Annotated in this window: 19 protein-coding genes and 2 pseudogenes; 5 read left to right on the forward strand and 16 right to left on the reverse strand. The window is 63.6% G+C overall.

Going from position 1 to position 24,472, the window contains the following annotated elements:
* Positions 1-10: 10 nt before the first annotated feature.
* Positions 11-1,990: an alpha/beta hydrolase family protein gene (locus tag AC07M1_RS13880; RefSeq protein ID WP_495163210.1), complete on the forward strand. Its 1,980-nt coding sequence runs from the start codon at positions 11-13 to the stop codon at positions 1,988-1,990.
* 67 nt (positions 1,991-2,057) lie between these two features.
* On the opposite strand, the gene AC07M1_RS13885 is transcribed toward AC07M1_RS13880, so the two are convergent.
* The 8 genes from AC07M1_RS13885 to AC07M1_RS13920 all read right to left on the reverse strand — a co-directional run bounded on the left by AC07M1_RS13885 (position 2,058) and on the right by AC07M1_RS13920 (position 7,718).
* Entirely contained in the window at positions 2,058-2,804 is a 747-nt protein-coding gene (locus AC07M1_RS13885; RefSeq protein WP_495163211.1) for a hypothetical protein, read from the reverse strand.
* A 155-nt stretch (positions 2,805-2,959) separates the two neighbouring features.
* Positions 2,960-4,153 (reverse strand): hypothetical protein, encoded by a 1,194-nt coding sequence (locus tag AC07M1_RS13890; protein ID WP_495163212.1) that lies wholly within the window; start codon positions 4,151-4,153, stop codon positions 2,960-2,962.
* A gap of 76 nt (positions 4,154-4,229) precedes the next feature.
* Positions 4,230-4,871, reverse strand: coding sequence for a ribosome biogenesis GTP-binding protein YihA/YsxC (gene yihA, locus AC07M1_RS13895; protein WP_495163213.1), 642 nt, complete (start codon positions 4,869-4,871; stop codon positions 4,230-4,232).
* Positions 4,868-6,610, reverse strand: coding sequence for a membrane protein insertase YidC (gene yidC, locus AC07M1_RS13900; RefSeq protein WP_495163214.1), 1,743 nt, complete (start codon positions 6,608-6,610; stop codon positions 4,868-4,870). Before yidC ends, yihA begins: the two co-directional genes overlap by 4 nt.
* A 21-nt stretch (positions 6,611-6,631) precedes the next feature.
* Positions 6,632-6,844, reverse strand: a complete 213-nt coding sequence (yidD, locus tag AC07M1_RS13905; RefSeq protein ID WP_495163215.1) for a membrane protein insertion efficiency factor YidD — start codon at positions 6,842-6,844, stop codon at positions 6,632-6,634.
* Positions 6,841-7,185 (reverse strand): ribonuclease P protein component, encoded by a 345-nt coding sequence (rnpA, locus tag AC07M1_RS13910; protein ID WP_495163216.1) that lies wholly within the window; start codon positions 7,183-7,185, stop codon positions 6,841-6,843. The genes yidD and rnpA overlap by 4 nt, the downstream gene beginning before the upstream one ends.
* A 26-nt stretch (positions 7,186-7,211) precedes the next feature.
* Complete coding sequence (gene rpmH / locus AC07M1_RS13915) at positions 7,212-7,346, reverse strand: 50S ribosomal protein L34 (protein ID WP_044332822.1); 135 nt, start codon at positions 7,344-7,346, stop codon at positions 7,212-7,214.
* A gap of 87 nt (positions 7,347-7,433) precedes the next feature.
* Complete coding sequence (locus AC07M1_RS13920; protein ID WP_495163217.1) at positions 7,434-7,718, reverse strand: hypothetical protein; 285 nt, start codon at positions 7,716-7,718, stop codon at positions 7,434-7,436.
* 104 nt (positions 7,719-7,822) lie between these two features.
* Here AC07M1_RS13920 and AC07M1_RS13925 point away from each other — a divergent pair.
* Positions 7,823-8,548: pseudogene (locus AC07M1_RS13925) on the forward strand (magnesium chelatase domain-containing protein); the annotation flags it as partial.
* 80 nt (positions 8,549-8,628) lie between these two features.
* On the opposite strand, the gene AC07M1_RS13930 reads toward AC07M1_RS13925, so the two are convergent.
* Together AC07M1_RS13930 and AC07M1_RS13935 are read right to left on the reverse strand one after the other, a co-directional pair.
* Positions 8,629-9,555, reverse strand: a complete 927-nt coding sequence (locus AC07M1_RS13930) for a hypothetical protein (protein WP_495163218.1) — start codon at positions 9,553-9,555, stop codon at positions 8,629-8,631.
* Complete coding sequence (locus AC07M1_RS13935) at positions 9,507-9,740, reverse strand: DUF6471 domain-containing protein (RefSeq protein WP_495163219.1); 234 nt, start codon at positions 9,738-9,740, stop codon at positions 9,507-9,509. Before AC07M1_RS13935 ends, AC07M1_RS13930 begins: the two co-directional genes overlap by 49 nt.
* A 105-nt stretch (positions 9,741-9,845) precedes the next feature.
* Between AC07M1_RS13935 and AC07M1_RS13940 the strand changes: the two genes are divergently transcribed.
* On the forward strand, positions 9,846-10,802 hold the full coding sequence (locus AC07M1_RS13940) for an IS1595 family transposase (protein WP_495163253.1): 957 nt from the start codon (positions 9,846-9,848) through the stop codon (positions 10,800-10,802).
* A 226-nt stretch (positions 10,803-11,028) separates the two neighbouring features.
* The gene (locus AC07M1_RS13945; RefSeq protein WP_495163220.1) at positions 11,029-11,943 is read left to right on the forward strand and encodes a BstA C-terminal domain-containing protein; all 915 of its coding nucleotides are present in this window, start codon (positions 11,029-11,031) and stop codon (positions 11,941-11,943) included.
* A 28-nt stretch (positions 11,944-11,971) separates the two neighbouring features.
* Here AC07M1_RS13945 and AC07M1_RS13950 read toward each other — a convergent pair whose 3' ends face one another.
* Positions 11,972-12,403: a hypothetical protein gene (locus AC07M1_RS13950; protein WP_495163221.1), complete on the reverse strand. Its 432-nt coding sequence runs from the start codon at positions 12,401-12,403 to the stop codon at positions 11,972-11,974.
* A gap of 65 nt (positions 12,404-12,468) precedes the next feature.
* On the opposite strand from AC07M1_RS13950, the pseudogene AC07M1_RS13955 reads away from it, so the two are divergent.
* Positions 12,469-13,263, forward strand: a pseudogene (locus AC07M1_RS13955) (ATP-binding protein); the annotation flags it as partial.
* 9 nt (positions 13,264-13,272) lie between these two features.
* Here AC07M1_RS13955 and AC07M1_RS13960 read toward each other — a convergent pair.
* The 5 genes from AC07M1_RS13960 to rpoC all read right to left on the reverse strand — a co-directional run bounded on the left by AC07M1_RS13960 (position 13,273) and on the right by rpoC (position 24,440).
* Positions 13,273-14,346: a PepSY-associated TM helix domain-containing protein gene (locus AC07M1_RS13960; RefSeq protein WP_495163222.1), complete on the reverse strand. Its 1,074-nt coding sequence runs from the start codon at positions 14,344-14,346 to the stop codon at positions 13,273-13,275.
* 11 nt (positions 14,347-14,357) lie between these two features.
* Complete coding sequence (locus tag AC07M1_RS13965) at positions 14,358-16,631, reverse strand: TonB-dependent receptor (protein ID WP_495163223.1); 2,274 nt, start codon at positions 16,629-16,631, stop codon at positions 14,358-14,360.
* Positions 16,632-16,804: 173 nt separating this feature from the next.
* Positions 16,805-18,277 (reverse strand): hypothetical protein, encoded by a 1,473-nt coding sequence (locus tag AC07M1_RS13970; protein WP_495163224.1) that lies wholly within the window; start codon positions 18,275-18,277, stop codon positions 16,805-16,807.
* A 108-nt stretch (positions 18,278-18,385) separates the two neighbouring features.
* Positions 18,386-19,897: an MAC/perforin domain-containing protein gene (locus AC07M1_RS13975; protein WP_495163225.1), complete on the reverse strand. Its 1,512-nt coding sequence runs from the start codon at positions 19,895-19,897 to the stop codon at positions 18,386-18,388.
* Between the two features lie 262 nt (positions 19,898-20,159).
* Complete coding sequence (gene rpoC / locus AC07M1_RS13980) at positions 20,160-24,440, reverse strand: DNA-directed RNA polymerase subunit beta' (RefSeq protein WP_495163226.1); 4,281 nt, start codon at positions 24,438-24,440, stop codon at positions 20,160-20,162.
* Positions 24,441-24,472 lie beyond the last annotated feature (32 nt).

Consider the following 24,472-nt stretch of genomic DNA (forward strand, 5'->3'; position numbering starts at 1 on the left):
GGGGGTAGGGATGTCGGGTATGTTGTGGGCGGGGGCGTCTGCGCTCGCATTGGTGGTGGGCGTGGGCTCGAATGCCGTGGCGCAGACGGCGCCACCAACCACGCCGGCGGCAGCGCCCGTGCCGGTCGTACGCGCAGCTGCACCGCGCGCGCCGTTGCCGGTTGAAGCCTTTGCTGAGCTTCCGGATCTCGATGAGCCCGTCATGTCGCCGGACGGCAAACAGATTGCGGCGAAGGTGGCAATCCAGGGCAAGCAGTATTTCGCGATCATGAGGATTGATCGCGCGGGGTCCCCTAGACTGCTCAACCCCGGCAAGGCCGACCTGAACTGGTGGCGCTGGGTCAATGACGAGTGGGTCGTTGTCGGAACCGGGCAGGAAGTGCCGGTGGAGGGCGACAGCTGGTATGTCCGGCGCGCGATCGGCTTTCATATTCCCACCGGCAAGATGGTCCAGCTTGCGCCGCGCAACGTCGCGCAGATTGGCGACGACGTGATCTGGGTGGCGCGCGACGGATCGGCGCGGGTGATGCTGTCGTACCAGACCTCGATCTATACGAACGAAGCCGGCTTCTGGCCGCAAGTGGACGAGATCGATCTGGTGACCGGCAAGCGTCGAACGGTCGTCGCGAGCAAGGCGGGCGTACTCGACTGGTACGCCGACGCCGCTGGCGTGGTGCGGATGGGCATCGGAATGAGCGAGGATGGGCGCTCACGGCGTTTGCTCTATCGCGACCGGCAGAACGCGCTGTTCCGGACAATCGACCGGGCCAAGAAGCATAGCGACCGCTTGACGGTGCCTGCGCTGTTCCTGGAGGACACAACCAAGGCGCTGGTGATCGACGATGACGAAGGGGGCTATTCGGCACTCTACGAGCTCGACCTGACCACGCTTGAGCGCGGCAAGCAATTGTTCGCGAGCAAGGGCTACGACATTGGCGGCATCGTCCGGGATTCCACCGGATTCGGCTACCTTGGCGTTCGCGTGGAAGAGGAACGTCCTCTGATTCGTTGGACCGATGCAGAGATGACCGCGATGCAGACGACCGCATCCGGACGGATAAAGGGTACGCAGGCGAACATCGCTTCATTCAGTCGAGACCGTTCACGGGCATTGCTTGCCGTCGGTGGCGCGGAAGCACCCGGGGGCTTCTTCGTCTTTGATCGGCCCACCGACGCGATCGAACTGCTCAGCTACAACAACAGCACGATCAAGATGCGCCGTATGCATCCCGTACGGACGATCCGGTACAAGGCACGCGACGGGCTTGAGATCGCGGCGGTCCTGACCGTGCCCACCGCGCGTCAGGGCAAGTTGCCGCTGATCGTGATGCCGCATGGCGGCCCGTTCGCGCGCGACAGCGAGAGTTGGGACTGGTGGCCTCAATTCCTGGCCGATCGCGGCTATGTTGTGATCCAGCCCAATTACCGCGGCTCGTCGGGCTATGGCACCGAATTCGCCAGGAAGGGGCAGGGGCAATGGGGACTCGCCATGCAGGACGATCTCGACGATGCGATCAAGGCGGTGGCGGACCTTGGCATCGCCGATCCGGCGCGTGTCTGCATGGTCGGCGCCTCCTATGGGGGCTATGCGGCGATGCGTGCCGCGCAGCGTGACGGTAGCAAATATCGCTGCGCCGTTTCCTATGCCGGCGTCTCCGACCTCAACCGGATGCTCAAGCACACGGCGGGCTTTCTGGGTGGCGGCGCACGGACCGACTGGCTGCGCCAGCAGGCGCCCGACCTCAAGGGCGTGTCGCCGCTCAATTTCCCCGAACAATTCTCGATCCCGATCCTGCTCGTGCATGGTGACGAGGATCGCGTCGTTCCGCCGGTCCATTCGAAGGTGATGGCGCAGAAGCTGAAGGCGGCGGGGAAGGATGTGACCTATATCGTCCAGCCCGAGGCCGATCATCATTTCAGCCGGACCGAGGACCGGCTGGAGTTCCTGAAGGCGCTCGAGGCGTTCCTGGCCAAGCACAACCCGGCTTGATTGGACGGAACAAGAAAGCGCCCTGGCGGAAGGCCAGGGCGCTTTCGGTGTCAGTTCTCCTGAGCGATCAGTTCGACGTGGTCGTCGTGGCTGCGGGCGCGACTTCGGTGGTTGGCGCAGCGGCCGGTGCGACCGGAGCTGCCACGGCGGGCACCAGAAGGGGGATCGCGGCGGTCGTGTACACCTTGTGCTCGCGGCCCTGCTCAATGACCGCGCTGCGGCCGGTGACGAGGAGGCCGCCGATCAGGCCGGCCCCGACCACCGCGCCCACGGTCGCGCCGGTGTTGCCGTTGCCGTCCTCGCGGAACTGGCCTGAGACCGGCACGCGCTGGCCCTCCAGGTCCAGGCTGTGGAACTCGTACCGCATCTTGGCGCTCTTGCCGAACGACCCCTTGCCGGTGCGCCACGTGACCACCCCGTTGGCGGGCGTTCCGCGGCGGATCACCACCATGTTGCCCACCATCACGTCCTGAGCCACCGACGCCACGAAGACATCGCCTTCTCGCGCCTTCTTGGAGCTGAGTTCGGTGTTCATCTTGAGGACGATTTCCGTGTTGGGCGGCAGGAGCGTTCCGGCGGAGACCGTCGGTGTGGCATTGGCGATGCCGACCGGCCAGGTGAGCGCAACGGGTTTCAGCCCTTCCTTCGGCGCCGAGATGCTCGCGATCGACGCGGCGACCTTCTCCTCGTCGTCGGGTTTCTCTTCCTTCTTCTGCTTCTCGGCTTCGGTCCCGGCCTTCTTGTCCTTCGCCATGGCCGGTGCCGCGGTAATAGCGAACGCAGCCGCGGTCGCGGCCCAAAACAGCTTTTTCATGATACCCCCTCCGACTCGCCTCCCCCCGGAGGCGGTGCTGGGAATATTGTCAGACAAGCGAAGACCGGCAACAGATTTCTAAAGAAGAAGGGGCGCGATCGGCAGGCACTCGTTCCGATGGTAAAGTCCCGGTGCCGGTTAAGTGGCGATCATCCTCATCCGGTATATGGCAGCGCCGCTTGCCCGACGATGATGTAAGGGCAATCCGGCTTGATCGCGACGACAAGATTGCCGCCGATTGCCGGATCCATCACCATGATCATGTTCGTCTGAGTATCATAGCCGTAGCAGATCACGACATGCCACCACAGCGGATCGTCTGGATGATAGCCAGGCTGCCCGGGCTTCGGGTTCCAGCCCGTGTCATGGAACATGATCAGCACATATCTGAAACTGTCGATGTAGCTCTTGATGATCTCCATCGTCAGCACCTTGAGCGGCGGCAGACTCGGCTCTTCCAGGATCGAGAACACACTGCACACCTTTTTCCACAGGTCGAGTGCGTGGGGGCCGGTCAACATATGGCTGCCCGCTTCGACATAGGTGACGCCGTCGGCGGCGCCCTGATCGATCATGCGCTGGATCACGGCGTCGGTGGTCAGATAGTCCTGCTTATAGGCCTTGGCCTCGGGTGGCATGTTGCCGACCGACAGCGTGTTCAGAAACGAACCCATCGCCGTTGCCCAGCATGTCATGCGGTTCGGTTGCTTCACGCGAAACGGGAGCGGCCGCAGGAATTTGCGCGTTCCCGTCGGCCGCCGGCGTTTCAGGACGTGAGTGACTCCATCACCCACCAGGATGAACTTCTCGTCGGCGCCATGGGGTTCGATCGATACGTCCTGCGGCTGCGTGCCGGCGGCGAGCAACTGCACGATGAGCGGCTGCAGCAACGGTCCGGCGTCGAATATGCCACCGATATCCGCCTTGGTATGATCGATGCCGATATTGGCGGCGACCGCCTGGTACTGGACCCGGTCGTCCTCCATCCGCGCCTCGATCCGAAGCTCGCCCGTTGCGGTCAGTCCTACGGTGGCCTGAAGCCCCATCAGGTCGAATGCGATTTCGGGCGCAGCTATCGTGAAACGGCCGTCGACCTCCATTTCGACCGCGATCGGTGCGGTCGGCTTTCCGGGCAAGGCGTCGGATTGTGCCAGCGTGTCGTCGATATCCAGCGACCAGCTGCCCGCCAGATAGACGGTCAGCGCATCCGCGGCGTGCCGATTGGCTTGCTCGAGGGCAGCGGCGAGATCGTCGGGCTCGACGGTCCCGGTCGAGCCGTGAATATGATAGGCGTCGTCGTAGAGACCGTCGATCAGGATCGGGCGGCCATCTTCGGTCCGCCGGTTCATGCCGCCCATATCCGCTCCTCACCGCCGGAGTGCGGGAGAAGCATAGGGTCAATCCGGTATCTGTCCAAACGGACTCTTAGACGCTCACGGCCTCCAGCACGGCGGCGCGCAGTTCGGCGATGCCGTCGGCCTTCTCGCTCGATGTCGAGAGGATGTCGGGGTGCGCGGCGGGGCGCTTGCGCGCCTCGGCGATGGTGCGCTCGGTCACATCCGCCAGCTCGGCTGGCTTGATCTTGTCCGCCTTGGTCAGGACGATGCGATAGCTCACCGCCGCCGCGTCGAGCATGTCGAGGATGTCGCGGTCGACCTCCTTGATGCCGTGGCGGCTGTCGATCAGCACCAGCACCCGCTTGAGCACGTCGCGCCCGCGCAGATAGTCGTTCACCAGGAAGCGCCACTTCTTGACGATATCCTTCGGCGCCTTGGCGAAGCCATAGCCGGGCATGTCGACCAGCCGGAACTTCAACGGATCGCCGATGTCGAAGAAGTTGAGTTCCTGCGTCCGCCCCGGCGTGTTCGACGTGCGAGCCAGGCCGTTGCGGCCGGTCAGCGCATTGAGGAGCGACGATTTGCCGACGTTGGACCGGCCCGCGAACGCCACTTCCGGTACCGTGGGATCGGGCAGGAAATGGAGCGCGGGTGCGGATTTGAGAAAGGCGACGGGGCCGGCGAAGGTCTTTCGCGCGGCCTCGATCGCTTCGGGTTCGAACTGCGTCACTTCTTCCCCGACTTCCCATTGCCACCCGCCGGTGCCGCGGCGATCGGCTCCTTGAGCGCGGGGTGGCGCATGTAGAGCAGCTTCTGCTGCGCGATGGTGAGCAGGTTCGAAGTGATCCAGTAGAGCTGGAGACCCGCCGCGAACGGCGCCATCACGAACATCAGCACCCAGGGCATGATCGCGAAGACCTGCTTCTGCATGTCGTCCATCGGTGCCGGGTTCAGCTTGAACTGCGCCCACATCGACAGGCCGAGCAGGATCGGCAGCAAGCCGATCGCCAGGAACCCCGGCGGGTTGAAGTCAAGCAGGCCGAACAGGTTCAGGACGTGCAGCGGATCCGGCGCCGAAAGGTCCTTGATCCACCCGACGAACGGCTGGTGACGCATCTCGATCGAGAGCATCAACACCTTGTACAGCGCGTAGAGGATCGGAATCTGGAGCAGGGTGGGGAGGCAGCCCGCGAGCGGATTGACCTTCTCCTCCTTGTACAGCTTCATGATCTCCTGCTGCTGGCGCGGCTTGTCGTCCTTGTAGCGCTCCTGGATCGCCTTCATCTTCGGCTGCACCGCGCGCATCGACGCCATCGACGCGAACTGCTTCTGCGCGATCGGGAACAGCAGCAGGCGAACGGTCAGCGTCAGCGCGATGATCGCGACGCCGAAATTGCCGATCATCCGGAACAGCCAATTCAGGTAGTGGAAGATCGGCTTTTCGAAGATTTCGAACCAGCCCCAGTCGATCGCCTTGCCGAACTGGTGGATGCCGCCCTGTTCCTCATAGTGATCGAGCAGGTTGATGTCCTTGGCGCCCGCGAAGAAGCGCGACGTCTGCGTGACCATCTGGCCCGGGCCGACCACGCGAGCGGTGGTCGGTTCGAACTGTGCCTGCGACGCGAGGCCGCCGGTCGGGCGGAACTTCAGCGCGACGTTCATGCCCTGGTCGGGGATCAATGCCGTCAGCCAATAGATATCGGTATAACCGACCCAGCCGCCGGTGGAGTCGAAGCTCTTGGCGCCCTCGTCCTTCACCGTGCTATAGTTGACGCTATAGTCCACGGTGCGGTTGTACGAGGCGACCGGACCGGCATGGATCGTCCAGGTGTCGTGATCCTTGCCCGGGCCGTAGCGCGACAGATAGCCATGACCGGCGACGCTGATCGGCTTTTCGCCCAGGTTCGCGACGCGCTGGCGGACGGTGAACATATAGCCTTCATCCACCGAGATCTCGATGATGAAGCGCTGCGCGCCGTTGCCCGTGGTGAGCTTGACCGGAGTGGTCGGGGTCAGCTTGTTGCCGCTCGCGGTCCACACCGCGTCAGGCGCGGGCGCGTTAAGGCCGCTGCCCGACCAGCCGAAGCCCGCGAAATAGGCGTCCTGCGTTCCCGAGGGGGACAGGAGGCGGATCGGCGGGCTGTCCGGCTTGATCGTTTCCTTGTGCTTGACCAGCACCAGATCGTCGATGCGCGCGCCCTTGAGGTTGATCGAGCCGCGCACGGTGGGGGTCTCGATTGCGATACGCGGGGTTTCGGCGAGGACGATCTTGCGGTCGCGGGTCACGGTGACGCCGTCCGTTGCAGGGAGCGCGCCCGGATTGGCGACGGCCTCGCTCTTGCCGTCCTTGACCTGCGTCACCGGCGGCTTGGGCGTCGGAAACAGGCGTTCGGCGACCATCGGCCACCCGAACAGCAGCAGCGCTGCGAGCACGGCGAAGATCAGGAAATTCTTCTGGTCGTCTTTCACGTCAGTCCCCGGTTCAGGAAATCAGGGCACGGGATCATAGCCGTGCCCACCCCACGGATGGCAGCGAAGGATGCGCCGGAGCGCAAGCCATCCGCCTTTGAGCGCGCCATAGCGGGAGAGTGCCTCGATTGCATAGGCCGAACAGCTGGGCGCATAGCGGCAGCTGGGAGGAAGGATGCGCGACGGGCCGATCTGCCAGCCACGCGTGATCAGGATCAGGGCACGGGCGATCATCTGCGGATCTTGCCCAACGCCTTGGTCAGGTCAGCCCTGAGCGCCGCGTAATCGCGTTCGATGCCCGAATTGCGGCCGATCAACACATGGTCCGCGCCGGCAATGCCCTCGGCAGGCAGGATCGCGCGCGCGAGTTCTCGGAAGCGGCGCTTCATGCGATTGCGCACGACTGCGTTGCCGACTTTCTTGGATACGGTGATGCCGATTCGCATCGTCGAATCATCATCATCGCCGCGAACGCGGACTAGCAACACGAACCCTGGCATGGGCACGCGCTTGCCTGCGTTGGCGGCGAGATAATCCTTGCGCAGCGTGAGCCGCGCGAGAGAGGCGCCTTCCATGGCCGCCAGCGAAGCTGGCGGTGGGGTCAGGCGCTCAGCTTGTTGCGGCCGCGGGCGCGGCGGGCGCGAATCACATTGCGGCCGCCGGGGGTCGCCATGCGCGCGCGGAAGCCGTGCCGGCGCGCTCGCACCAGGTTGCTCGGCTGAAAAGTCCGCTTCATCGCTCATTCCCTGAATTCTAGAAACTAAAAGGGCCGCCACAGGGGCGACCGCGTGTGCAGGGCCGTTAGCCAAAGGGCAGGGCAAAGTCAATTCGTTGCGATCGATTTGGGGCGTTCGCGGCGACGTTTCGCGCTGGCGCGGATCAGGATGCGATCGATGAAGGCGCCCACGCGCGGCCAGCGCGCCTTCAGAATGACGAAGCGTCGCCGCGCCCAGCGCGAATTGCGCAGGATCAGGATCAGGCCCAACGCGGCGACGACCGTGCCGGCCGGTCCAGGCAGGGGGGAAATCAGCGGCGCGACCACCAGAAACAGCAGGATGCCGGTTACGAGCAGGGTGATTCGCAGGATCGGATGCGGTTTACGTCGCATGGACCTGACGTGGGGAGTGGGTGTTGGCCCTGCAAGCCGCGGGTGCGATCAGCCGTTCCCTGCCGCGTAAAAGCCGTTACAAGCAGTGAACAAATGGGGGGCATATGGTCGCGAGCGTCGCTACGGTTGCGTATCTGGGGCTGGAGGCTCGCGCCGTGGAGGTGCAGTGCAACCTCGTCCCCGGCCTGCCCAATTTCGTCGTGGTCGGTCTGCCGGACAAGGCGGTGGCGGAGAGCCGTGAGCGGGTGCGCGCGGCGATGGCGGCGATCGGTTTGGCGCTGCCACCCAAGCGGGTGATCCTCAATCTCTCGCCCGCCGATTTACCCAAGGAGGGGTCGCATTTCGATCTGCCGATCGCGCTGGCATTGCTGGGCGCGATGGGCGTGGTCGATGCCGAATCGTTGAGCGAGCATGTCTTTGTCGGCGAGTTGGGACTCGATGGCCGCATCGCGTCGTCGCCCGGGGTGCTGCTCGCCGCGCTTCATGCGGCGGAAATGGGGAAGGGGCTGGTCTGTCCCGTCGCGCAAGGCGCGGAGGCCGCCTGGGCGGGGACGACGGGGGTGATCGCCGCGCCGGACCTGATCGGCCTGATCAATCATTTCAAGGGCCAGCAACTGCTCGGCGCGCCGCGGCCGGGCGAGGCGGACGAGGTGTTGCACGGCCCCGATCTCAGGCAGGTGAAGGGGCAGGAGATCGCCAAGCGCGCGCTGGAGATCGCGGCGGCGGGTGGGCATAACCTCTTGATGGTCGGTCCGCCCGGGGCGGGCAAATCGCTGATGGCGAGCTGTCTGCCCGGCATCCTTCCTCCGCTCGATGCGACCGAGGCGCTCGGCATTATGTAGCAAATGCACCAATGCGTAGATGGTTGTCTGCGCTGGTGATGGCGGGTGTCATCGTATACGCCGCCTTTTCAGGCAGTGCAGGCCCCGGCCAGGGGCCTACCGTTTCGCCAGATCGAAACCCCCGCATCTTCAAGGACAGTGCCAATGCGGGGATCATTATTCATCTCCACAATGGCGGGCGTTTTGAACGTGTATTGCTTAACGAAGGCGGTACCGAACGTCGTGCGGTACGTAAGCCCGATCACTACGCTGATCCTTGTAATTTCATCGGCTTTGTATGCGGCGCGGATGGCGGCGGCGGTGTCAGGCGTCATCATCTGCTCAAACCAGCATTCAATGGCGGGATGCGGCGACATTTCGGCGCTCCTGTAGCGATCTGGAGCAATGCAAACGACAGGGCCCGCTTCCCGCATGAACACAGTCATCGTTCCCGTGACCGCAATATCGTAAGCGGCGGTGGGTCCGGAGTTGGAAAGGTAGAAATAAAGCCGGTTCATGTAGGTCGAGGCGGGATCGAAGGCCTCATCGTCGAACCAGTGCTTCAGCCCCTCGTTCCTAAGCCTTTCAACGATCACGTTGGCTTCGGTGCCCGCGCGGCTGACATTGGCACCGGTCTCGGTGTGATTAGCGGCGTCCCTAGCAAACTTGGCGGCAGCAATAGCTGCGCCCATCGTTATTGTGCCGAGAACCAGACCGATCCAACCAATATGATTTGTTGTTTCGGCAGCGTCAGCAGCCTGCGCAGCAGCGTTCGCAGCCTTCCACTGGGCGCAAAGATCGGACTCACGATCTTCGGCGTCATCGGTGCAGTCGGCTGTTTCGCGCTTGGATTCGTTCGCCTTCTCCAGCGCCCCAGCTATCCGCTCAAGGGAGTTGCCTATTTGTTGTTCGGCTTTGCGGCTTTCGGGGCTGCTACGTTGCCCGCTTGGTGAAGCGCCGCAGAGGATCAGCCATCCGACAGTCGCAAGGAAGATGCCCCGATTGCTTCCAGACATTGCAGTAGAAACACCGCTGTAAATTTACCCCGGCTGATCTTGTTCCTGACATTCGGCTCAGAGTCCATCACGCCGATTTCAGCGAGCTTTCCGACTAGTTGTGCATAGGTGATGCCCCTGCGTGTCAGTTCGGCTTTCAGGAGCCGCTTGACGCGATCCTCCCACTCTTTCTCCTGAACCGGCATACAAGCTCCATATGATGCGAAATGTCATCATATGCGATGCAAAGGCCATTGACAACAGTGTGTCATGCCATCATATACAGTGCATAAGCACTGGAAATGATGGCAATGCAGCACTTCCTCCTCTCCGCCGCCGCCCGCACCCTGAGCCTCAAGGCTGTGTTCCGCATGGGCGAGGACAAGGCGTACGAGACGTTCTGCGAACTGCGTTGGCCGGAGAATGACGGCGAGGCGATTTGCCCGCGTTGCGGCTGCACCGAGACCTACAACATCACGTCGCGCCGTCGCTTCAAGTGCGTTGCTTGCCATCACCAGTTCAGCGTCACCAGCGGCACGATCTTCGCCAGCCGCAAGCTGTCATTCACCGATCTGCTTGCCGCCATCGTGATCTTCGTCAACGGAGCTAAGGGTGTGTCGGCGCTCCAAGTCAGCCGCGATCTGGACGTGCAGTACAAGACTGCCTTCGTCCTGGCGCACAAGCTGCGCGAAGCCATGAGCCTTGAGCAGCAGAACCGCCGCCTTGATGGCGTGGTCGAGATCGATGGCGCGTATTTCGGCGGTTACGTGAAGCCGGAGAACGAAAAGGCTGACCGCAAGGACCGCCGCCTACTGGTCAACCGGTCGGGCAAGCGCCAGTGCGTGGTCATCATGCGCGAGCAGGACGGGAAGTCACTTCCGTTCGTCGTGAAGAATGAAGGCGATGCGGTTCCCTTCGTCCGCGATCATGTCGAAACCCTCGCCACGATCCACGCCGACGAAGGCACCGGTTGGGATGCCCTTCACGCCGGTTGGGAGACGAAGCGCGTCAATCACTCGGTCCAGTTCATGGACAAGGGCGTCTGCACCAACATGGCCGAGAGCTATTTCAGTCGCCTGCGCCGCATGGAAGTCGGCACTCACCACCATATCGCGGGTCCGTACCTGCACGCCTACGCGCAGGAAGCTAGCTGGCGAGAAGATAACCGCCGCGTGTCGAACGGCTCGCAAGCAACGCTGGTGACGGAAAGCGCGCTGGCTTCGCCGGTGTCGCGCAAGTGGGCTGGGTACTGGCAGCGCTCCGCTTAACGCAAGGACGCACCGCTTCGCCGCTGAAACGAAACGATCGATTCGCGCAAATAACGAATTTCAATTAACTATGGCGCTTCCGAAGGCGTCCGACCGGGAATCCCGATCAGACGCCCCGGAACAGCTCAGCTGAGCCGCCTCTTGTGCAACCCTGTGCTACGGCACAGGTAAGAAAGCGTCCAGCCGAGTTGAGCATCACCTCAACTACCTGAAAAGGCTGGATAATATGGCAAATTTAGTACCACAGAGCATCACCCAAAAGCAGTACAAACTCGACCTTGAAATTGAGGTCGAACGCGAGGTTGATGGCATTGGGATGGGCGTCCTTTCGGATGGCTCGCCTTTCCTAAACATTCGCGGTCTCGCCAGCATGTGCGGCGTGGATAGCTCGATGATCACCCGCATTACCGGCGATTGGATTTCCACCCCGCTCAAGCCGCGCGAGCAGAAAATTCGGGAACTTGTCCGCGCTCAAGGAGCGGATGATTCGGTGGCATTCATTGCCATCGAAAAGAACGGGACAATTAACCACATCATCCCGTCAGCCGTGTGCATGGCGGTGCTGGAATACTACGCGTTTGAAGCAAAAACCTCCAGCGATAAGGCCGCGCAGAGCTATCGCATTCTGGCGCGCAAGGGCTTTCAGCAGTTCATCTATGCGCAGGTGGGGTATAATCCGTCTGGCGCCCCAAGCGTAGCGTGGCAGCAGTTTCACGACCGTGTTTCGCTGGTGTATCACACAGTTCCAGACGGATATTTCAGCATCTTCAAGGAAGTCGCCGATATCATCGTCACGATGATCCGGTCGGGCGCGAAGATCGGAAAAGACTTCATCCCCGATATCAGCGTTGGTATGGCGTGGGCCAAGTACTGGAAGGCCGAAAACCTTGAAGTGATTTACGGCGAGCGGCGACGGTACGAGCACAATTACCCTGACTATTTCCCGCAAGCCTTGTCCAATCCTCAGCCGGCTTATTGCTACCCGGACGACGCGTTGGGCGAGTTCCGCAAGTGGGTCCGGGACTTCTATTTGGATCAGCAAATGCCGAAGTACCTTGAGAGCAAGGTGCGGGAGGGCAAGCTTCCAGCTCCGTCCGCGACGGCGGCTATCGCGGCGTTCAAGCCCAAGCTGATCAAGTAAAGGTACGGGCGGCGAGTGCGACGCCGCCCTACCGCACAATCTCCCATTGCAGCCAAAGCCCGGTTTCCTCGACCGACCGAACTAAGCCGCTCTCGCGCTTGTCGCGCAGCACATGGCCAACACGGCGGGTCATGATGTTGAGGATGCCGTTATCGCTCTCCAAGCCTCGCTGGGCAACGATCTGGGCCGCGATCTCTCGCGTGGACTGCGGCCCCCTGGCAACGCGTAGAATCGACAGGACAGCGCGGCTCATTTCACCCCGCTTGCTCCAGGACTTGGGCGGAGTGAACACCTTGGGAAGCACGCTCTCTGCCACGAAGTCCGGGGCGAAGAGCCGTAGCGTTCCGTCCAGATGCTCAAGGTCCGCTGACAGCTTGGCTAGGTCCGCGTGGCACCGGGCAATCTCGCCGGTTATCTCTGCGCGCTTACGTTTTAGCGCTTCTAGGGCAATGTCCGTCATATGCGGATGATACGCATCGCAGGCGATTACATCTATCTAGCCTTTGGTGCATTTGCTACATAATGCCGGAGGCGCTGGAGGTGTCGATGGTCGCCAGTGTCGCGGGGACGCTACAGGGCGGCAAGCTCACCCGCACTCGGCCATTCCGTTCGCCACATCATTCGGCGTCGATGGCCGCGCTCACCGGTGGCGGTCTCAAGGTCAAGCCGGGTGAGGTGAGCATGGCGCATCTCGGCGTGCTGTTCCTCGATGAGTTGCCCGAATTCCAGCGCGCGGTGCTCGATTCGCTGCGTCAGCCGCTGGAAAGCGGTACGGTCAGCGTCGCCCGCGCCAACGCGCACGTCACCTTCCCGGCGCGCGTTCAGCTGGTCGCGGCGATGAATCCATGCCGCTGCGGCCACCTCGGCGACCCCGCACTCGCCTGTGCCCGTGCCCCCAGATGCGCCGCCGACTACCAGGCCAAGGTATCCGGTCCACTACTCGACCGCATCGATCTGCATGTCGAGGTTCAGCCGGTCACCGCGGCCGATCTGGTGCTCCCACCGCCCGCCGAAGGATCAGCCGAGGTCGCGGCGCGGGTCGCGGCGGCGCGCAGGGTTCAGGCGGTGCGCTACAAGGGCTCGGCTACCCGCACCAACGCGGAAGCGGACGGCCCGGTGCTCGATGCCGCCGCGACGCCGGACGAGCCGGGTCGCAAGCTGCTGGCACAGGCGGCGGAGACGATGCGCATGTCCGCGCGCGGCTATACCCGCGTGCTGCGCGTCGCGCGCACGATCGCCGATCTCGCTCAAAGCGATGCGGTCGGACGAATCCATATCGCCGAGGCGCTGAGCTACCGTCGCCAGGCACCGCGCAGCTAGGCCTTGGGGTCAGGCCGCCGCTGGCCGCGCCTTGCGCATCGGCTTGGGCCGCTTGAACCAGAAGGTCCACACCGCCAGCGTGCCGAGCATCGCAAGGACAAGACCCGTCGCCGCGATCACCAGCTTCCACAGGAAGCCGCCGACCTTGGCGGCGTGGAGCGGGTAAATGGCGTTATAGGCGCGGACGCCTTTGGGCATCGCCTGGATGTTGCGGGTGTCGACCAGCTGGCCGTTCTCCGGCCGGAACCACAACAGAGTGCGGCCATTGGGCAGCCATTCGGGTTGCTGGCGCAGGCGCATCAGGATCAGCCCGCCGGGCTTGCGCGGGAAGGATACCAAGCGGACCTCGGCATCCGGATATTGCGCGCGGGCCGCCGCGAACACCGCCGCCCAGTCGAGCTTCGCGGCGAGCGGGCCGCCCTCGACCTTGGGTGCTTCGAAGGGTGCGCTCAGGCCCGTCGCGGGCGCGAACAGCGCCTCGCTGATCGGGCGGAACACCATCAGCGATCCCGTGGCGAGCGCCAGGAACAGCAACGGCGCGAAGACCACGCCGATGTCGCGATGGTGGGTGACGATCGCCGGCCGGCTCATCCGCTTCGGGATCAGGCGGAACTTGAACGTCTTGCGCAGACGCCACCACAGGATTGCGCCGGTGATGACGAACAGCAGGCCGATCAGCGCCGCGATCCCCGCCACCGTCTCGCCCGTGTCGCCGAAGAAGAGATGATGGTGGAAATCGAACAGCCAAAGTTCGACCCGGTCCCATTTGCTGCCCCATTCGGTGACGATCTGGCCCGACTGGTCGGCATAGGCGCCTGCGCCCTCACCCCGCGACAGGCGGGTGAGGCCGAAATCCTGTGACGCGAACAGAATCGACTGCGGTGGCCCGCCGGGCGCGGCCATCGCGGTATCGACCTGCGCCGCGAGCGACGCGATATCCTGACGCTGCGCATCGCCCGCACCCGGCAGATAGGCGAGCCACCAGCTCTTGAAGACAAGGATCGCCCCGGTCAGGCCGAGCAGCCCCAGCACCAGCCCGATGATCCCACCCGTCCAGCGGTGGAGAAGGTCGATCCACTTCATCGCCGCTGTCCTTAGAACCGGAAGTCCCAGCCGAGCGTGAAGGTCCGTCCGCGACCCGCGAAGAACGCGAGGTTGTCGGTCGGCAGCCGGGTGTCGCTCGAATAGTCGATATATTGCGTGTTGAGCAGGTTCTGCACGCTCAGGCTCAGTGCGCCGATGCCGGTGTCGTAACGGACATTGGCGTCGGTGACGTTGTAGCCGCTGAAATTGTTGCGCTGGTCGGGCTGGATCTTGCCCGCGTCGGCATGGAAGCTGCGTGCCAGGTAAAATTGCGACTGGACGCGTGCCGAGAACGGTCCCTTGGCATAGCTTGCCGACAGGTTGAGACGGTCGGGTGAGATGTTCACGCCGTCGAGATCGGTATCGACCTTGCCGTCGGGGTTGGTGTCGGCATCATATCGGCCGAGCAGATGCGCATAGCCAATGCCGAGCTTCAGCCCGTCGATCGGCATCTTGATACCTAGATTGACCTCAAGACCCTGGATCTCGACGCGCAAGCGCTGAACGTCGAAGATGCGGTCGGGGCGGGCGATCAACAACTGACCCTTGTCGCTCGACGACCAGAAATAGGTGGCGCTGGCGTCGAGCGGTCCGCGCTTCACCTCGACCCCGATCTCGCGGTTGTTGGTGACGATCGGCGAGATGTCGACATAGCTGTCGATATCGATTCCCGTGCGGTTCACGGCGCGGGTGATGCGACCGATATCGGGAACGGTAAAGCCCTCGGCATAGCTGGCATAGGCGCGGATGCCGGCGACCGGCTCGAAGATCACGCCGCCGTTGAATAGCACGTCCTGGAACTTCGGGCTGCCGCCGGAGACCGCGACGCCGCCGTAGCTCGCCAGGCCGCAGGGCGTGACCGGTGCCGCAGGCGGGGTGGTGCAGGCGACGAAGGTGGTCGAGGCGAGCGTGTGATAGTCGTCGATCGTGATCTTGACGTTCTCCCACCGCGCGCCGCCAGCGAGACGCAGCACGCCGTCGAACAGCTTGAGGTTCGCCTGGCCGAACGGCGCAAGGCTCTGGAAGTCGCTCGGCGGCACCCAGGTGCGCCCTGTGGCGATCAGGCGTTGCTCGGTCCGGTCCCACAGCGCATCGAAGCCCAGCGTCAGCGTCAGGTCCTCGAACCCGGGCAGGCCGCGCTCGTAGCTCAGCTTGCCGCCGATCTTGCGGCTGCGGTTCTCGGACTGGTCGAACAGGTCGTTGACCGGTGCGATCTTCGGGTCCTGGAAGGTCGCGGTGTAGCGGCCAAGCGCATCGCGTACCTCGCCACCGAACGTGTCGTGGCTGCGGTTGAAGAAGATCTGGCTGACGAAGTTGCCGCCCCACAGGTCGCGATCGGTGAGCGACAGCGCGAGGCTCTCGACGCGGTTCGCGGCGGGAATGCCGGGCGGCGTGCCCTTGATCGAGGTCGTCGGGATGCCAAGCGTGCGGTTGCCTGGCGTCGCGACATAGTCGCCATCGCCGTCCAGTTCGAAGCGGCTGGCGATCAGGTCGAGCCGCGCGCTCGACGACAGCTCATAGCCGAAGCGCGCGAACAGCGATGTCGCGCGCGAATCCTGCGTCTCGCCCTGGGTCAGGTTAAGGCCGATGCGGCGTCCGTCGGCGTCGTAGAAGGCGCCGCGCTTCTCATAGGCGGCGCCCACCGTCGCGTCGAAACGGCCGGCCTTGTACTGGATCAGTCCCGCGGCCTTGTAGCCGATGCCGTCGCTCTTGAAGTCGCCATCGGCGGTGCCCTGAAGCAGCACGCGGCCTGACAGCCCGTCGCTTTTCGGCGCGCCCACGGTCACCTGATTGACGATGCCGCCGGTGCCGCCGATTCCCTGCAGCGCGTTCGAGCCATAGATCAGCTCGACCCGGTCGACGAAGAAGCCGTCGATGGTGAAGCCGTCACGGCTGCTGTCGCGCATCGGGGTCGACTGGGGGATGCCGTTGATCGCGTAAAGCGGCGAGCGCCCACGCAGCGTTTCGCCCGCGCCCGACAGCTTCTGGCGAGTAGGGGAAAAGGACGGAGTCAGCGTCGCCACCGCGTCGGTGACCGAGCCGGAGATCGCGATCTGCTGGTCGAGTGCTTCCTTGTCGATCACGTCGATGGTCAGCGGCAGCGCGTTGGGCGGCAGCACCGTGCGCGCGGCGGTGATGACGACCTGGCCCTCGTCCTCGACCTTCTCGGCGTCGCTCGGCGCCTCGGCTCCGGTTGCGGCGACCACTTCCCCTGCATGCGCGGCGACCGGCGCGAGCCAGACGAGCGCAACGAGGGGCAGGGGCGAACGCGGACGACGGAACATGGGAATCTCCTTTGCTGCGCGCGCTAACAGCGAAAGGATGGTAATGCAAACTAGTCGCATTAACGAAGTTGAGTCGGCGTCCTTCAAGGGTGAGGGTTAAAGCTAACGCGGTCGTACGACCTGCAGGCCGCCGCACGGCACCCCGCGCGGCGGCGTCCACTGCCAATCCGCCGCTACATCGCCGGATCGATGCCGATCAGGCGTGCGCTGAACTGGTTCCACGGATAACTCGTCCACGACGTGGAGCTGACCCAGGTTGCCGGGTTGCTTCCGGTCAGCAGCGCAATGTTTCCGGGCAGGTCCAGCTCGTTCGGCGGACCATAGGGGTCGCGCCAATGCATCAGGGCATAGATCGCGCTGTCGCCGTTGCCGTCCTGCCCGACTTGATAATAGAAGCGCATCTGCTGCGGCTCGTCACCGCCCTCGGGTCGCGAGTGATTGACCGCGCCAAGCTCGGTCAGCACCCCGTTCGCGGGCACGAGTTGCTGCGAGAAGTGGTTGGTGTCGCCATAGAACGCGCCGTCGAGCGACCAGCGGAACTCGACATAGGCCAATCCGGTGGCGATGTTGGCGACCAGCCCCGCCAGCCGCGGCGACACCGTCAGCGCGTTGAGATCTGCGCTGGCGAGCTGTGACATGGTCAGCCCGGTGATGCGCGCGCGGTGATTGCTGCATACATTGGCGATCTGGTTCAGCAACGTCGTGTACGCCGGCAGCGCCAGATTGCCGTGTGCCAGCAGATCGGTGCAGCTGTTCTCGATATAAGCAAGCTCGCCATATTCGGCAGTCAGCGCATCGAGGTTGGGCTGCAGCGTTTCATACTGCAGTGCGTTGGGCTGGTTCATCGCGTTGAGCGCGGCCTGGATTGCCGGAATCTCGTCCCAGGTTCCGCATACGAACGCGATCGCGTCACCGGTGGTGCCCGCGCTGCTGTTCGGAGCCAATGTGAAGTTGTTCCAGGCGGTGACCATCTGGTCCAGCGTGCTGGCGCGTGCACTGTCGCCGTCGCCGACGGTGGTCAGATCAACGGTTGTGGAGGCGCTGCTGCTAGCGCTGCTCACCTGGCTCGAGAAACTCGCATCGACTGATCCTGAGACGCCGAAACCCGATATCGATCCGTGTACCGCGGCCGCGACATTGGTCTTCTCTGTCGATGATGCCGTCAGGATCTTGAGCCGCCCGGCGAACGAGCCGCCGTAGAGCACGCCCTTGACGTAGTGCGTGCCGTATTTGTCGGCAAAGCCGAGCGGGCCGAGCGCTTGGAGATCGGCGATCACGGACTCGGCGACGGTAACTTGGCTGAGATCAGCGACCCGAAGCTGCGAACGATGCACGCGCAGTCCGACGAACGAGATCGAGGTCTCGCTGCCGGTCTGGTCGCGCAGGAACGACATCGATGCCGACGCCGACCAGGTCAGCCCTGACGCGGAGAGGCTGGCGGCGGTCTGGAGCAGCGAGGCATAGCTCTGGCTGTCCTGTACCACGAGCAGGTGACGCTGGTCGAAGCTGCGATCCTCGTAGCCGCCGGGGGTGACCCCGCCGAGTGCCGCTGGCGCGGTCACAGCGCGTCCCGAAATACAGTTGATGCCGCTGCCGAAGATATTGCCTTCGCGGCCATCGATCGGTGCCAGGTACATTTCGGTCATGTTGTGCCTCCCGGTGATGGGATGGACGGCGGAATATGATTGCTCACCGCGGACGAATCACGTTCCGTACTCGTTACAGTCGCGAGTGCCCCTGCGCGGGGCCCCGGATCAGTTGGCGGTTGGCGGCACCAGCGTCACGGTGATCTGGTTGTACGGATACTCGGGCCACGCCGCGGTGGAGGACAGGGTCGAGGTCTGGTTGAGATAGACCGGAGTGCTCGGCCAGTCCTGTTGCTGCGTCGCTTCGGGCGCATAGGTATCCTGATAGTGCATCCGCGCCGCGATGTACGGCGTACCGTTGCCGTCGCGGTCGAAGGTGTAGAGGATCGTCAGGATCTGGTTGCCGCCATCGGGGGTGCCCTCCGCCCGATAGTGATTGAAATGCTGGTAATTCACCTCGCCGGTATAGCCTGGCTGGCCGGAGCTGACGGGTTTGTGCAGCACGTTGAAGGTGTTGCTCGCAACCTGGCCGTCAATGTTGAATGCCCAATCGAGCGTGTAGTTGACCTGAATCTGTCCATAGCCACGGCCGATCCAGTCGGTTTGCGGCTGGAGCGTCGGTGAAAGAATAAGATGATCGGCGGTCCCCGCGGCGTAGGAGCGGAGGTCGGCAAGCGAAAGCCGCGAGATCCGCTGGGCCATGCCAGCGGCGGCATTGGCGGCGCGTACCAGCGTCGGGCCATAGGCCGGAATGATCGTGCCAGATCCCTGCAGCTGCGATGCCGTGCCGCTGATATAGGTGAGCTTGCTATACTCGGCCGACAGCTTCGTCAGAGCCGGCTGCAACCCAGCCAGCGACAGATCACCGGTGGACGATGTGAGGGCTTTGGCGATGTCGGTGAACTGGTCCCAGCTCACGCAAAGCAGCGCCACCGGCACCCCGGTCACGCCCGGCAGCGGCCCGTTGGCGCTGGGAGCGAAGGCCGCCGCCGCGGCTCTCATCCCGTCGGGGTCGAGGGTGGCGAAGTTGATCGGTGTCGCGCCCACCACTTTGGTGTCCTGCGTGGAGGAATAGCTGACATTCGAGCTGGCGAGGTCGCTGGTGAAGCTTGCCGAGACCGATCCGCTGATTCCGAATCCGGAAGCCGATCCCTGAATCGCGGTGTTGAGCTTCTCCTTGTCCGAGATCGAATCGGTCTGGATTTGTGCGTAGCCAGAGAAGGAGCCGCCATAGGCGATGCCCACGATGCAGTGCGTGCCGTATTTGTTGATGAAGGCGTCGGCGCCCTGTTTGAGCGTGTCGAGCGCGTCCTGCGAAACCGTCGCCTTGCTGCAGTCGAATATCCGGTCCTGCGTGCGAACGACACGCGTCCAGGTGAAGGTGATGGAGGTGTCGTCCTTTGCCTGCTCGCGCAGGAATGAGACCGACGCCGATGCCGACCAACTGACTCCGGAGGCGCTGGCGGTGGCGACGGTCTCCATCAAGGTCGAATAGCTCGTGCTGTCCTTCACCATCACCGTATGCATCTGATCGCCGCTGCCCGACGGGAGGCGGACCTCCGGATCGGGGTGCCTGGCCAATGCGCTGATCGGGATGCGCTCACCGGTCAGCTGGCTGATGCCAAAGCCAAACAGCGCGCCGTCCGCGATATCGATCGGTGCAACCATAATCGTCGTCATGACGGGGCCCCTCCACAGATTTTAGGAAATGCCCGGAATTGTATCGCAATGGGTAGGGGGCGTCTGTCGCTACAAATAGTGACAGGACCGAAATTACCCCCGGGAAAGCTAGGTTTCCGAGGGGGAAGGCGAAAGGCGTTGGCCGCCTTGGGTTCGTTCGCTTCGAACGATTTGGCATGGCCGGATGCGCAAAACAAAACCGCCGCCCGGAAGGTCCGGACGGCGGCTTGTTGGTTTCAGCGAAGATCGCTGACGCAACCGATCACTCGGTCTCGTTCAGGTAATCGCCGGCGGCTTCGTCGCTGCCGTTGCCCGACACTTCGACCTTCTCCAGCGCATCGCTGGTGGCCATCGCATCGATCGGGTCCTGCGCCAGCTCGGCTGCACGTTCCTCAGCGGCCGAGTTCGGCGCGATAAGGACTTCCTGCAGACGGCGCTGCTGCGCGCGGAGCGCGGCGTCGCGGCTGGTGGCCGCGATGCGCATCCGATTCATGCCCGCGCCGGTACCGGCTGGGATGAGACGGCCCACGATCACGTTCTCCTTGAGGCCGATTAGCGTGTCCTGCTTACCCTCGACCGCGGCCTGGGTGAGGACGCGGGTGGTCTCCTGGAACGACGCCGCCGAGATGAAGCTGCGGGTCTGCAGCGACGCCTTGGTGATGCCGAGCAGGATCGGCTTGCCCTGTGCGGGGGCCTGACCGGGCTCGAGCTTCTCGTTGGTCTCGTCCATCTCGTCGCGATCCACCTGCTCGCCGGGGAGCAGGGTGGTGTCGCCGGCGTCGGTGATCTCGACCTTCTGCAGCATCTGGCGAACGATCACCTCGATGTGCTTGTCGTTGATCTTCACGCCCTGGAGTCGATAGACTTCCTGGATCTCCGCGACGAGATATTCCGCGAGCGGCTCGATGCCGAGCACCTCGAGAATGTCGTGCGGATCGGGCGAGCCGCCGATCAGGTTGTCGCCACGCTTGACGTAGTCGCCTTCCTGAACGTCGATCACCTTCGACTTCGGAACCAGATACTCGACGATCTCGCCGCCATCCTCGGGCTGGATGCCGATCTTGCGCTTCGCCTTGTAATCCTTGCCGAACACGACGCGGCCCGAGACCTTCGCGATGATCGCGTTTTCCTTGGGCTTGCGTGCTTCGAACAGCTCGGCGACGCGCGGCAGACCGCCGGTGATGTCGCGGGTCTTGGCCGATTCACGGCTGACGCGTGCGAGCACGTCGCCGCCATGGACCACCGCACCATCCTCGACCGAGATCACCGCGCCCATCGCCAGCATGTAGCGTGCGGCTTCGCCGTCGCCGTCGCCGGTGAGGGTCAGGCGCGGACGCAGATCCTCCTTCTTGGCTGCGGCGCCGCGGTTCTCGATGACGACGCGCTGGGCGATGCCCGTCGCTTCGTCGACCTGCTCGGCGAGCGTCTTGCCCTCGATCAGGTCCTGATACTTCACGGTACCGCCGGTTTCCGTGATCACCGGCATGGTGAACGGATCCCACTCGGCCATGCGGTCGCCCTTGCTGACGACGTGACCATCGTCGAACAAGATGTAGGCGCCGTACGGGATGCGATGCACCGCCAGCTCGCGACCGTCCATGTCGAGGATCGCCAGTTCGGCCGAACGCGAGGTGACCACGCGGCGGCCGCGCTGATCGACGATCATGCGGACGTCACGGAACTCGACCTTGCCGTCCACAGGGGCTTCGAGGTTCGACTGCTCGTTGAGCTGCGCCGCGCCGCCGATGTGGAAGGTACGCATGGTGAGCTGGGTGCCCGGCTCGCCGATCGACTGCGCCGCGATCACGCCGACCGCTTCGCCGATGTTCACCGGCGTACCGCGGGCGAGGTCACGCCCGTAGCACTTGGCGCACACGCCGATCTTGGCTTCGCAGACCAGCGGGCTGCGGATCTTCATGCCCTGGATACCCAGCGCTTCGATCTGCGCGATCATCGGCTCGTCGAGCAGCGTGCCGATCGGGATCGCCACTTCGCCCGTCTTGGGATCGACCACGTCTTCCGCGGTCGTACGACCGAGGATACGTTCGCCGAGCGACGCGATGGTCGAGCCGCCCTGCACGATCGCCTTCATCTCAAGCGCGCGCTCGGTGCCGCAATCCTCCTCCATGACGACGCAGTCCTGCGACACGTCGACAAGGCGGCGGGTCAGGTAACCCGAGTTCGCGGTCTTCAACGCCGTGTCCGCCAGACCCTTGCGGGCGCCGTGGGTGGAGTTGAAGTATTCAAGAACGGTCAGACCTTCCTTGAAGTTCGAGATGATCGGCGTTTCGATGATCTCGCCCGACGGCTTGGCCATCAGGCCGCGCATGCCGGCAAGCTGCTTGATCTGAGCCGCCGAACCACGAGCACCGGAATGAGCCATCATGTAGATCGCGTTGGCGGGCTTCTCACGGCCGGTCTCGGGGTCCTTCTTGACCGCCTTGATCTCATCCATCATCGCAGCCGCCACCTGGTCGCCGCAACGGCTCCAGGCATCGATCACCTTGTTGTACTTTTCCTGCTGCGTGATCAGGCCGTCCTGATACTGCTGCTCATAGTCCTTCACGAGGGCACGGGTCTCATCGACCAGTGCATCCTTCGAGTCCGGGATGATCATGTCGTCCTTGCCGAACGAGATGCCGGCCTTGAACGCGTTGCGGAAGCCCAGCGCCATGATGGCGTCGGCGAACAGCACCGTCTCCTTCTGGCCGGTGTGACGATAGACCTCGTCGATCACGTCGCCCACGTCCTTCTTGGTGAGCAGGCGGTTGACGACGTCGAACGGCACCTTGTGCGAGTGCGGAAGGCACTCGCCGAGCAGCATGCGGCCCGGGGTGGTCTCGAAGCGCTTCATGTAGGTGTTGCCGTTCTCGTCCGTCTGCGGGACGCGGCTGACGATCTTCGTGTGAAGCGTCACGGCGCCGGCGAACAGCGCCTGGTGAACCTCGGCCATGTCGCCCAGGATCATCCCCTGGCCCGGCTCATTCTCCTTCTCCATCGAGATGTAGTAGAGACCGAGGACCATGTCCTGCGACGGCACGATGATCGGCTTGCCGTTCGCGGGCGACAGGATGTTGTTGGTCGACATCATCAGGACGCGCGCTTCCAGCTGGGCCTCGAGGCTCAGCGGGACGTGCACGGCCATCTGGTCGCCGTCGAAGTCGGCGTTGAAGGCCGAGCAGACCAGCGGGTGAAGCTGGATCGCCTTGCCCTCGATCAGCACCGGCTCGAACGCCTGGATGCCCAGACGGTGAAGCGTCGGCGCGCGGTTCAGCAGAACCGGGTGCTCGCGGATCACCTCGTCGAGGATGTCCCAGACTTCCTTGCGCTCCTTCTCGACCCACTTCTTCGCCTGCTTCAGCGTCATGCTGAGGCCCTTGGCATCGAGGCGGGCGTAGATGAACGGCTTGAACAGCTCGAGCGCCATCTTCTTGGGCAGGCCGCACTGGTGCAGCTTGAGCTCCGGACCGGTCACGATGACCGAACGGCCCGAATAGTCGACGCGCTTGCCGAGCAGGTTCTGACGGAAGCGGCCCTGCTTGCCCTTGAGCATGTCGGACAGCGACTTGAGCGGACGCTTATTCGCACCGGTGATGGTGCGGCCGCGGCGGCCGTTGTCGAACAGCGCGTCGACGGCTTCCTGCAGCATGCGCTTTTCGTTGCGGACGATGATGTCCGGCGCACGCAGCTCCATCAGGCGCTTGAGGCGGTTGTTGCGGTTGATCACGCGGCGATACAGATCGTTGAGATCCGAGGTCGCGAAGCGGCCGCCGTCCAGCGGCACCAGCGGGCGCAGCTCGGGCGGAATGACCGGAACGACGTCGAGGATCATCCACTCCGGACGGTTGCCGGAATCGATGAACGATTCGACGACCTTCAGGCGCTTGATGATCTTCTTGGGCTTCAGCTCCGACTTGGTCGTCGCCAGCTCTTCCAGAAGCTCCTTGCGCTCACCCTCGAGGTCGAGGTCCATGAGCATGATCTTGACCGCCTCGGCGCCGATACCGGCCGAGAAGGCGTCCTCGCCATACTCGTCCTGCGCGTCGAGCAGTTCGTCCTCGGTGAGGAGCTGGAACTTCTCGAGCGGGGTCAGGCCCGGCTCGGTGACGATGTAGGACTCGAAGTACAGCACGCGCTCGAGCTGCTTGAGCTGCATGTCGAGCAGCAGGCCGATGCGCGAGGGCAGGCTCTTGAGGAACCAGATGTGCGCGACTGGCGCAGCCAGCTCGATATGGCCCATGCGCTCACGGCGGACCTTCGAGACGGTCACCTCGACGCCGCATTTCTCGCAGACGATGCCCTTGTACTTCATGCGCTTGTACTTGCCGCACAGGCACTCATAGTCCTTGATCGGGCCGAAGATGCGCGCGCAGAACAGGCCGTCACGCTCGGGCTTGAACGTGCGATAGTTGATCGTCTCGGGCTTCTTGATCTCGCCGAACGACCACGAGCGGATGCGGTCAGGCGACGCAATGCCGATCTGGATCTGGTCGAAGGTTTCCGGCTTGGCCACCGGGTTCGCGAAGTTGGTCAGTTCGTTCATTTCTTGTGTCCCTCTGGAGGGTCAAATTCGTC

Source organism: Sphingomonas sp. GW821-FHT10C01 (genome assembly GCF_059415525.1).

Bases quoted from the DNA above. Each gene is read 5' to 3' on its own strand.
- AC07M1_RS13920 (WP_495163217.1), bottom strand. From the start codon at position 7,718: ATGCGACGTAAACCGCATCCGATCCTGCGAATCACCCTGCTCGTAACC.
- AC07M1_RS13960 (WP_495163222.1), bottom strand. From the start codon at position 14,346: ATGAAGTGGATCGACCTTCTCCACCGCTGGACGGGTGGGATCATCGGG.
- AC07M1_RS13940 (WP_495163253.1), top strand. From the start codon at position 9,846: ATGCAGCACTTCCTCCTCTCCGCCGCCGCCCGCACCCTGAGCCTCAAG.
- rpmH (WP_044332822.1), bottom strand. From the start codon at position 7,346: ATGAAGCGGACTTTTCAGCCGAGCAACCTGGTGCGAGCGCGCCGGCAC.
- AC07M1_RS13965 (WP_495163223.1), bottom strand. From the start codon at position 16,631: ATGTTCCGTCGTCCGCGTTCGCCCCTGCCCCTCGTTGCGCTCGTCTGG.
- rnpA (WP_495163216.1), bottom strand. From the start codon at position 7,185: ATGGAAGGCGCCTCTCTCGCGCGGCTCACGCTGCGCAAGGATTATCTC.
- rpoC (WP_495163226.1), bottom strand. From the start codon at position 24,440: ATGAACGAACTGACCAACTTCGCGAACCCGGTGGCCAAGCCGGAAACC.
- AC07M1_RS13930 (WP_495163218.1), bottom strand. From the start codon at position 9,555: ATGTCTGGAAGCAATCGGGGCATCTTCCTTGCGACTGTCGGATGGCTG.
- yidD (WP_495163215.1), bottom strand. From the start codon at position 6,844: ATGATCGCCCGTGCCCTGATCCTGATCACGCGTGGCTGGCAGATCGGC.
- AC07M1_RS13975 (WP_495163225.1), bottom strand. From the start codon at position 19,897: ATGACGACGATTATGGTTGCACCGATCGATATCGCGGACGGCGCGCTG.
- AC07M1_RS13970 (WP_495163224.1), bottom strand. From the start codon at position 18,277: ATGACCGAAATGTACCTGGCACCGATCGATGGCCGCGAAGGCAATATC.
- AC07M1_RS13945 (WP_495163220.1), top strand. From the start codon at position 11,029: ATGGCAAATTTAGTACCACAGAGCATCACCCAAAAGCAGTACAAACTC.
- AC07M1_RS13880 (WP_495163210.1), top strand. From the start codon at position 11: ATGTCGGGTATGTTGTGGGCGGGGGCGTCTGCGCTCGCATTGGTGGTG.
- AC07M1_RS13950 (WP_495163221.1), bottom strand. From the start codon at position 12,403: ATGACGGACATTGCCCTAGAAGCGCTAAAACGTAAGCGCGCAGAGATA.
- AC07M1_RS13935 (WP_495163219.1), bottom strand. From the start codon at position 9,740: ATGCCGGTTCAGGAGAAAGAGTGGGAGGATCGCGTCAAGCGGCTCCTG.
- AC07M1_RS13885 (WP_495163211.1), bottom strand. From the start codon at position 2,804: ATGAAAAAGCTGTTTTGGGCCGCGACCGCGGCTGCGTTCGCTATTACC.
- AC07M1_RS13890 (WP_495163212.1), bottom strand. From the start codon at position 4,153: ATGAACCGGCGGACCGAAGATGGCCGCCCGATCCTGATCGACGGTCTC.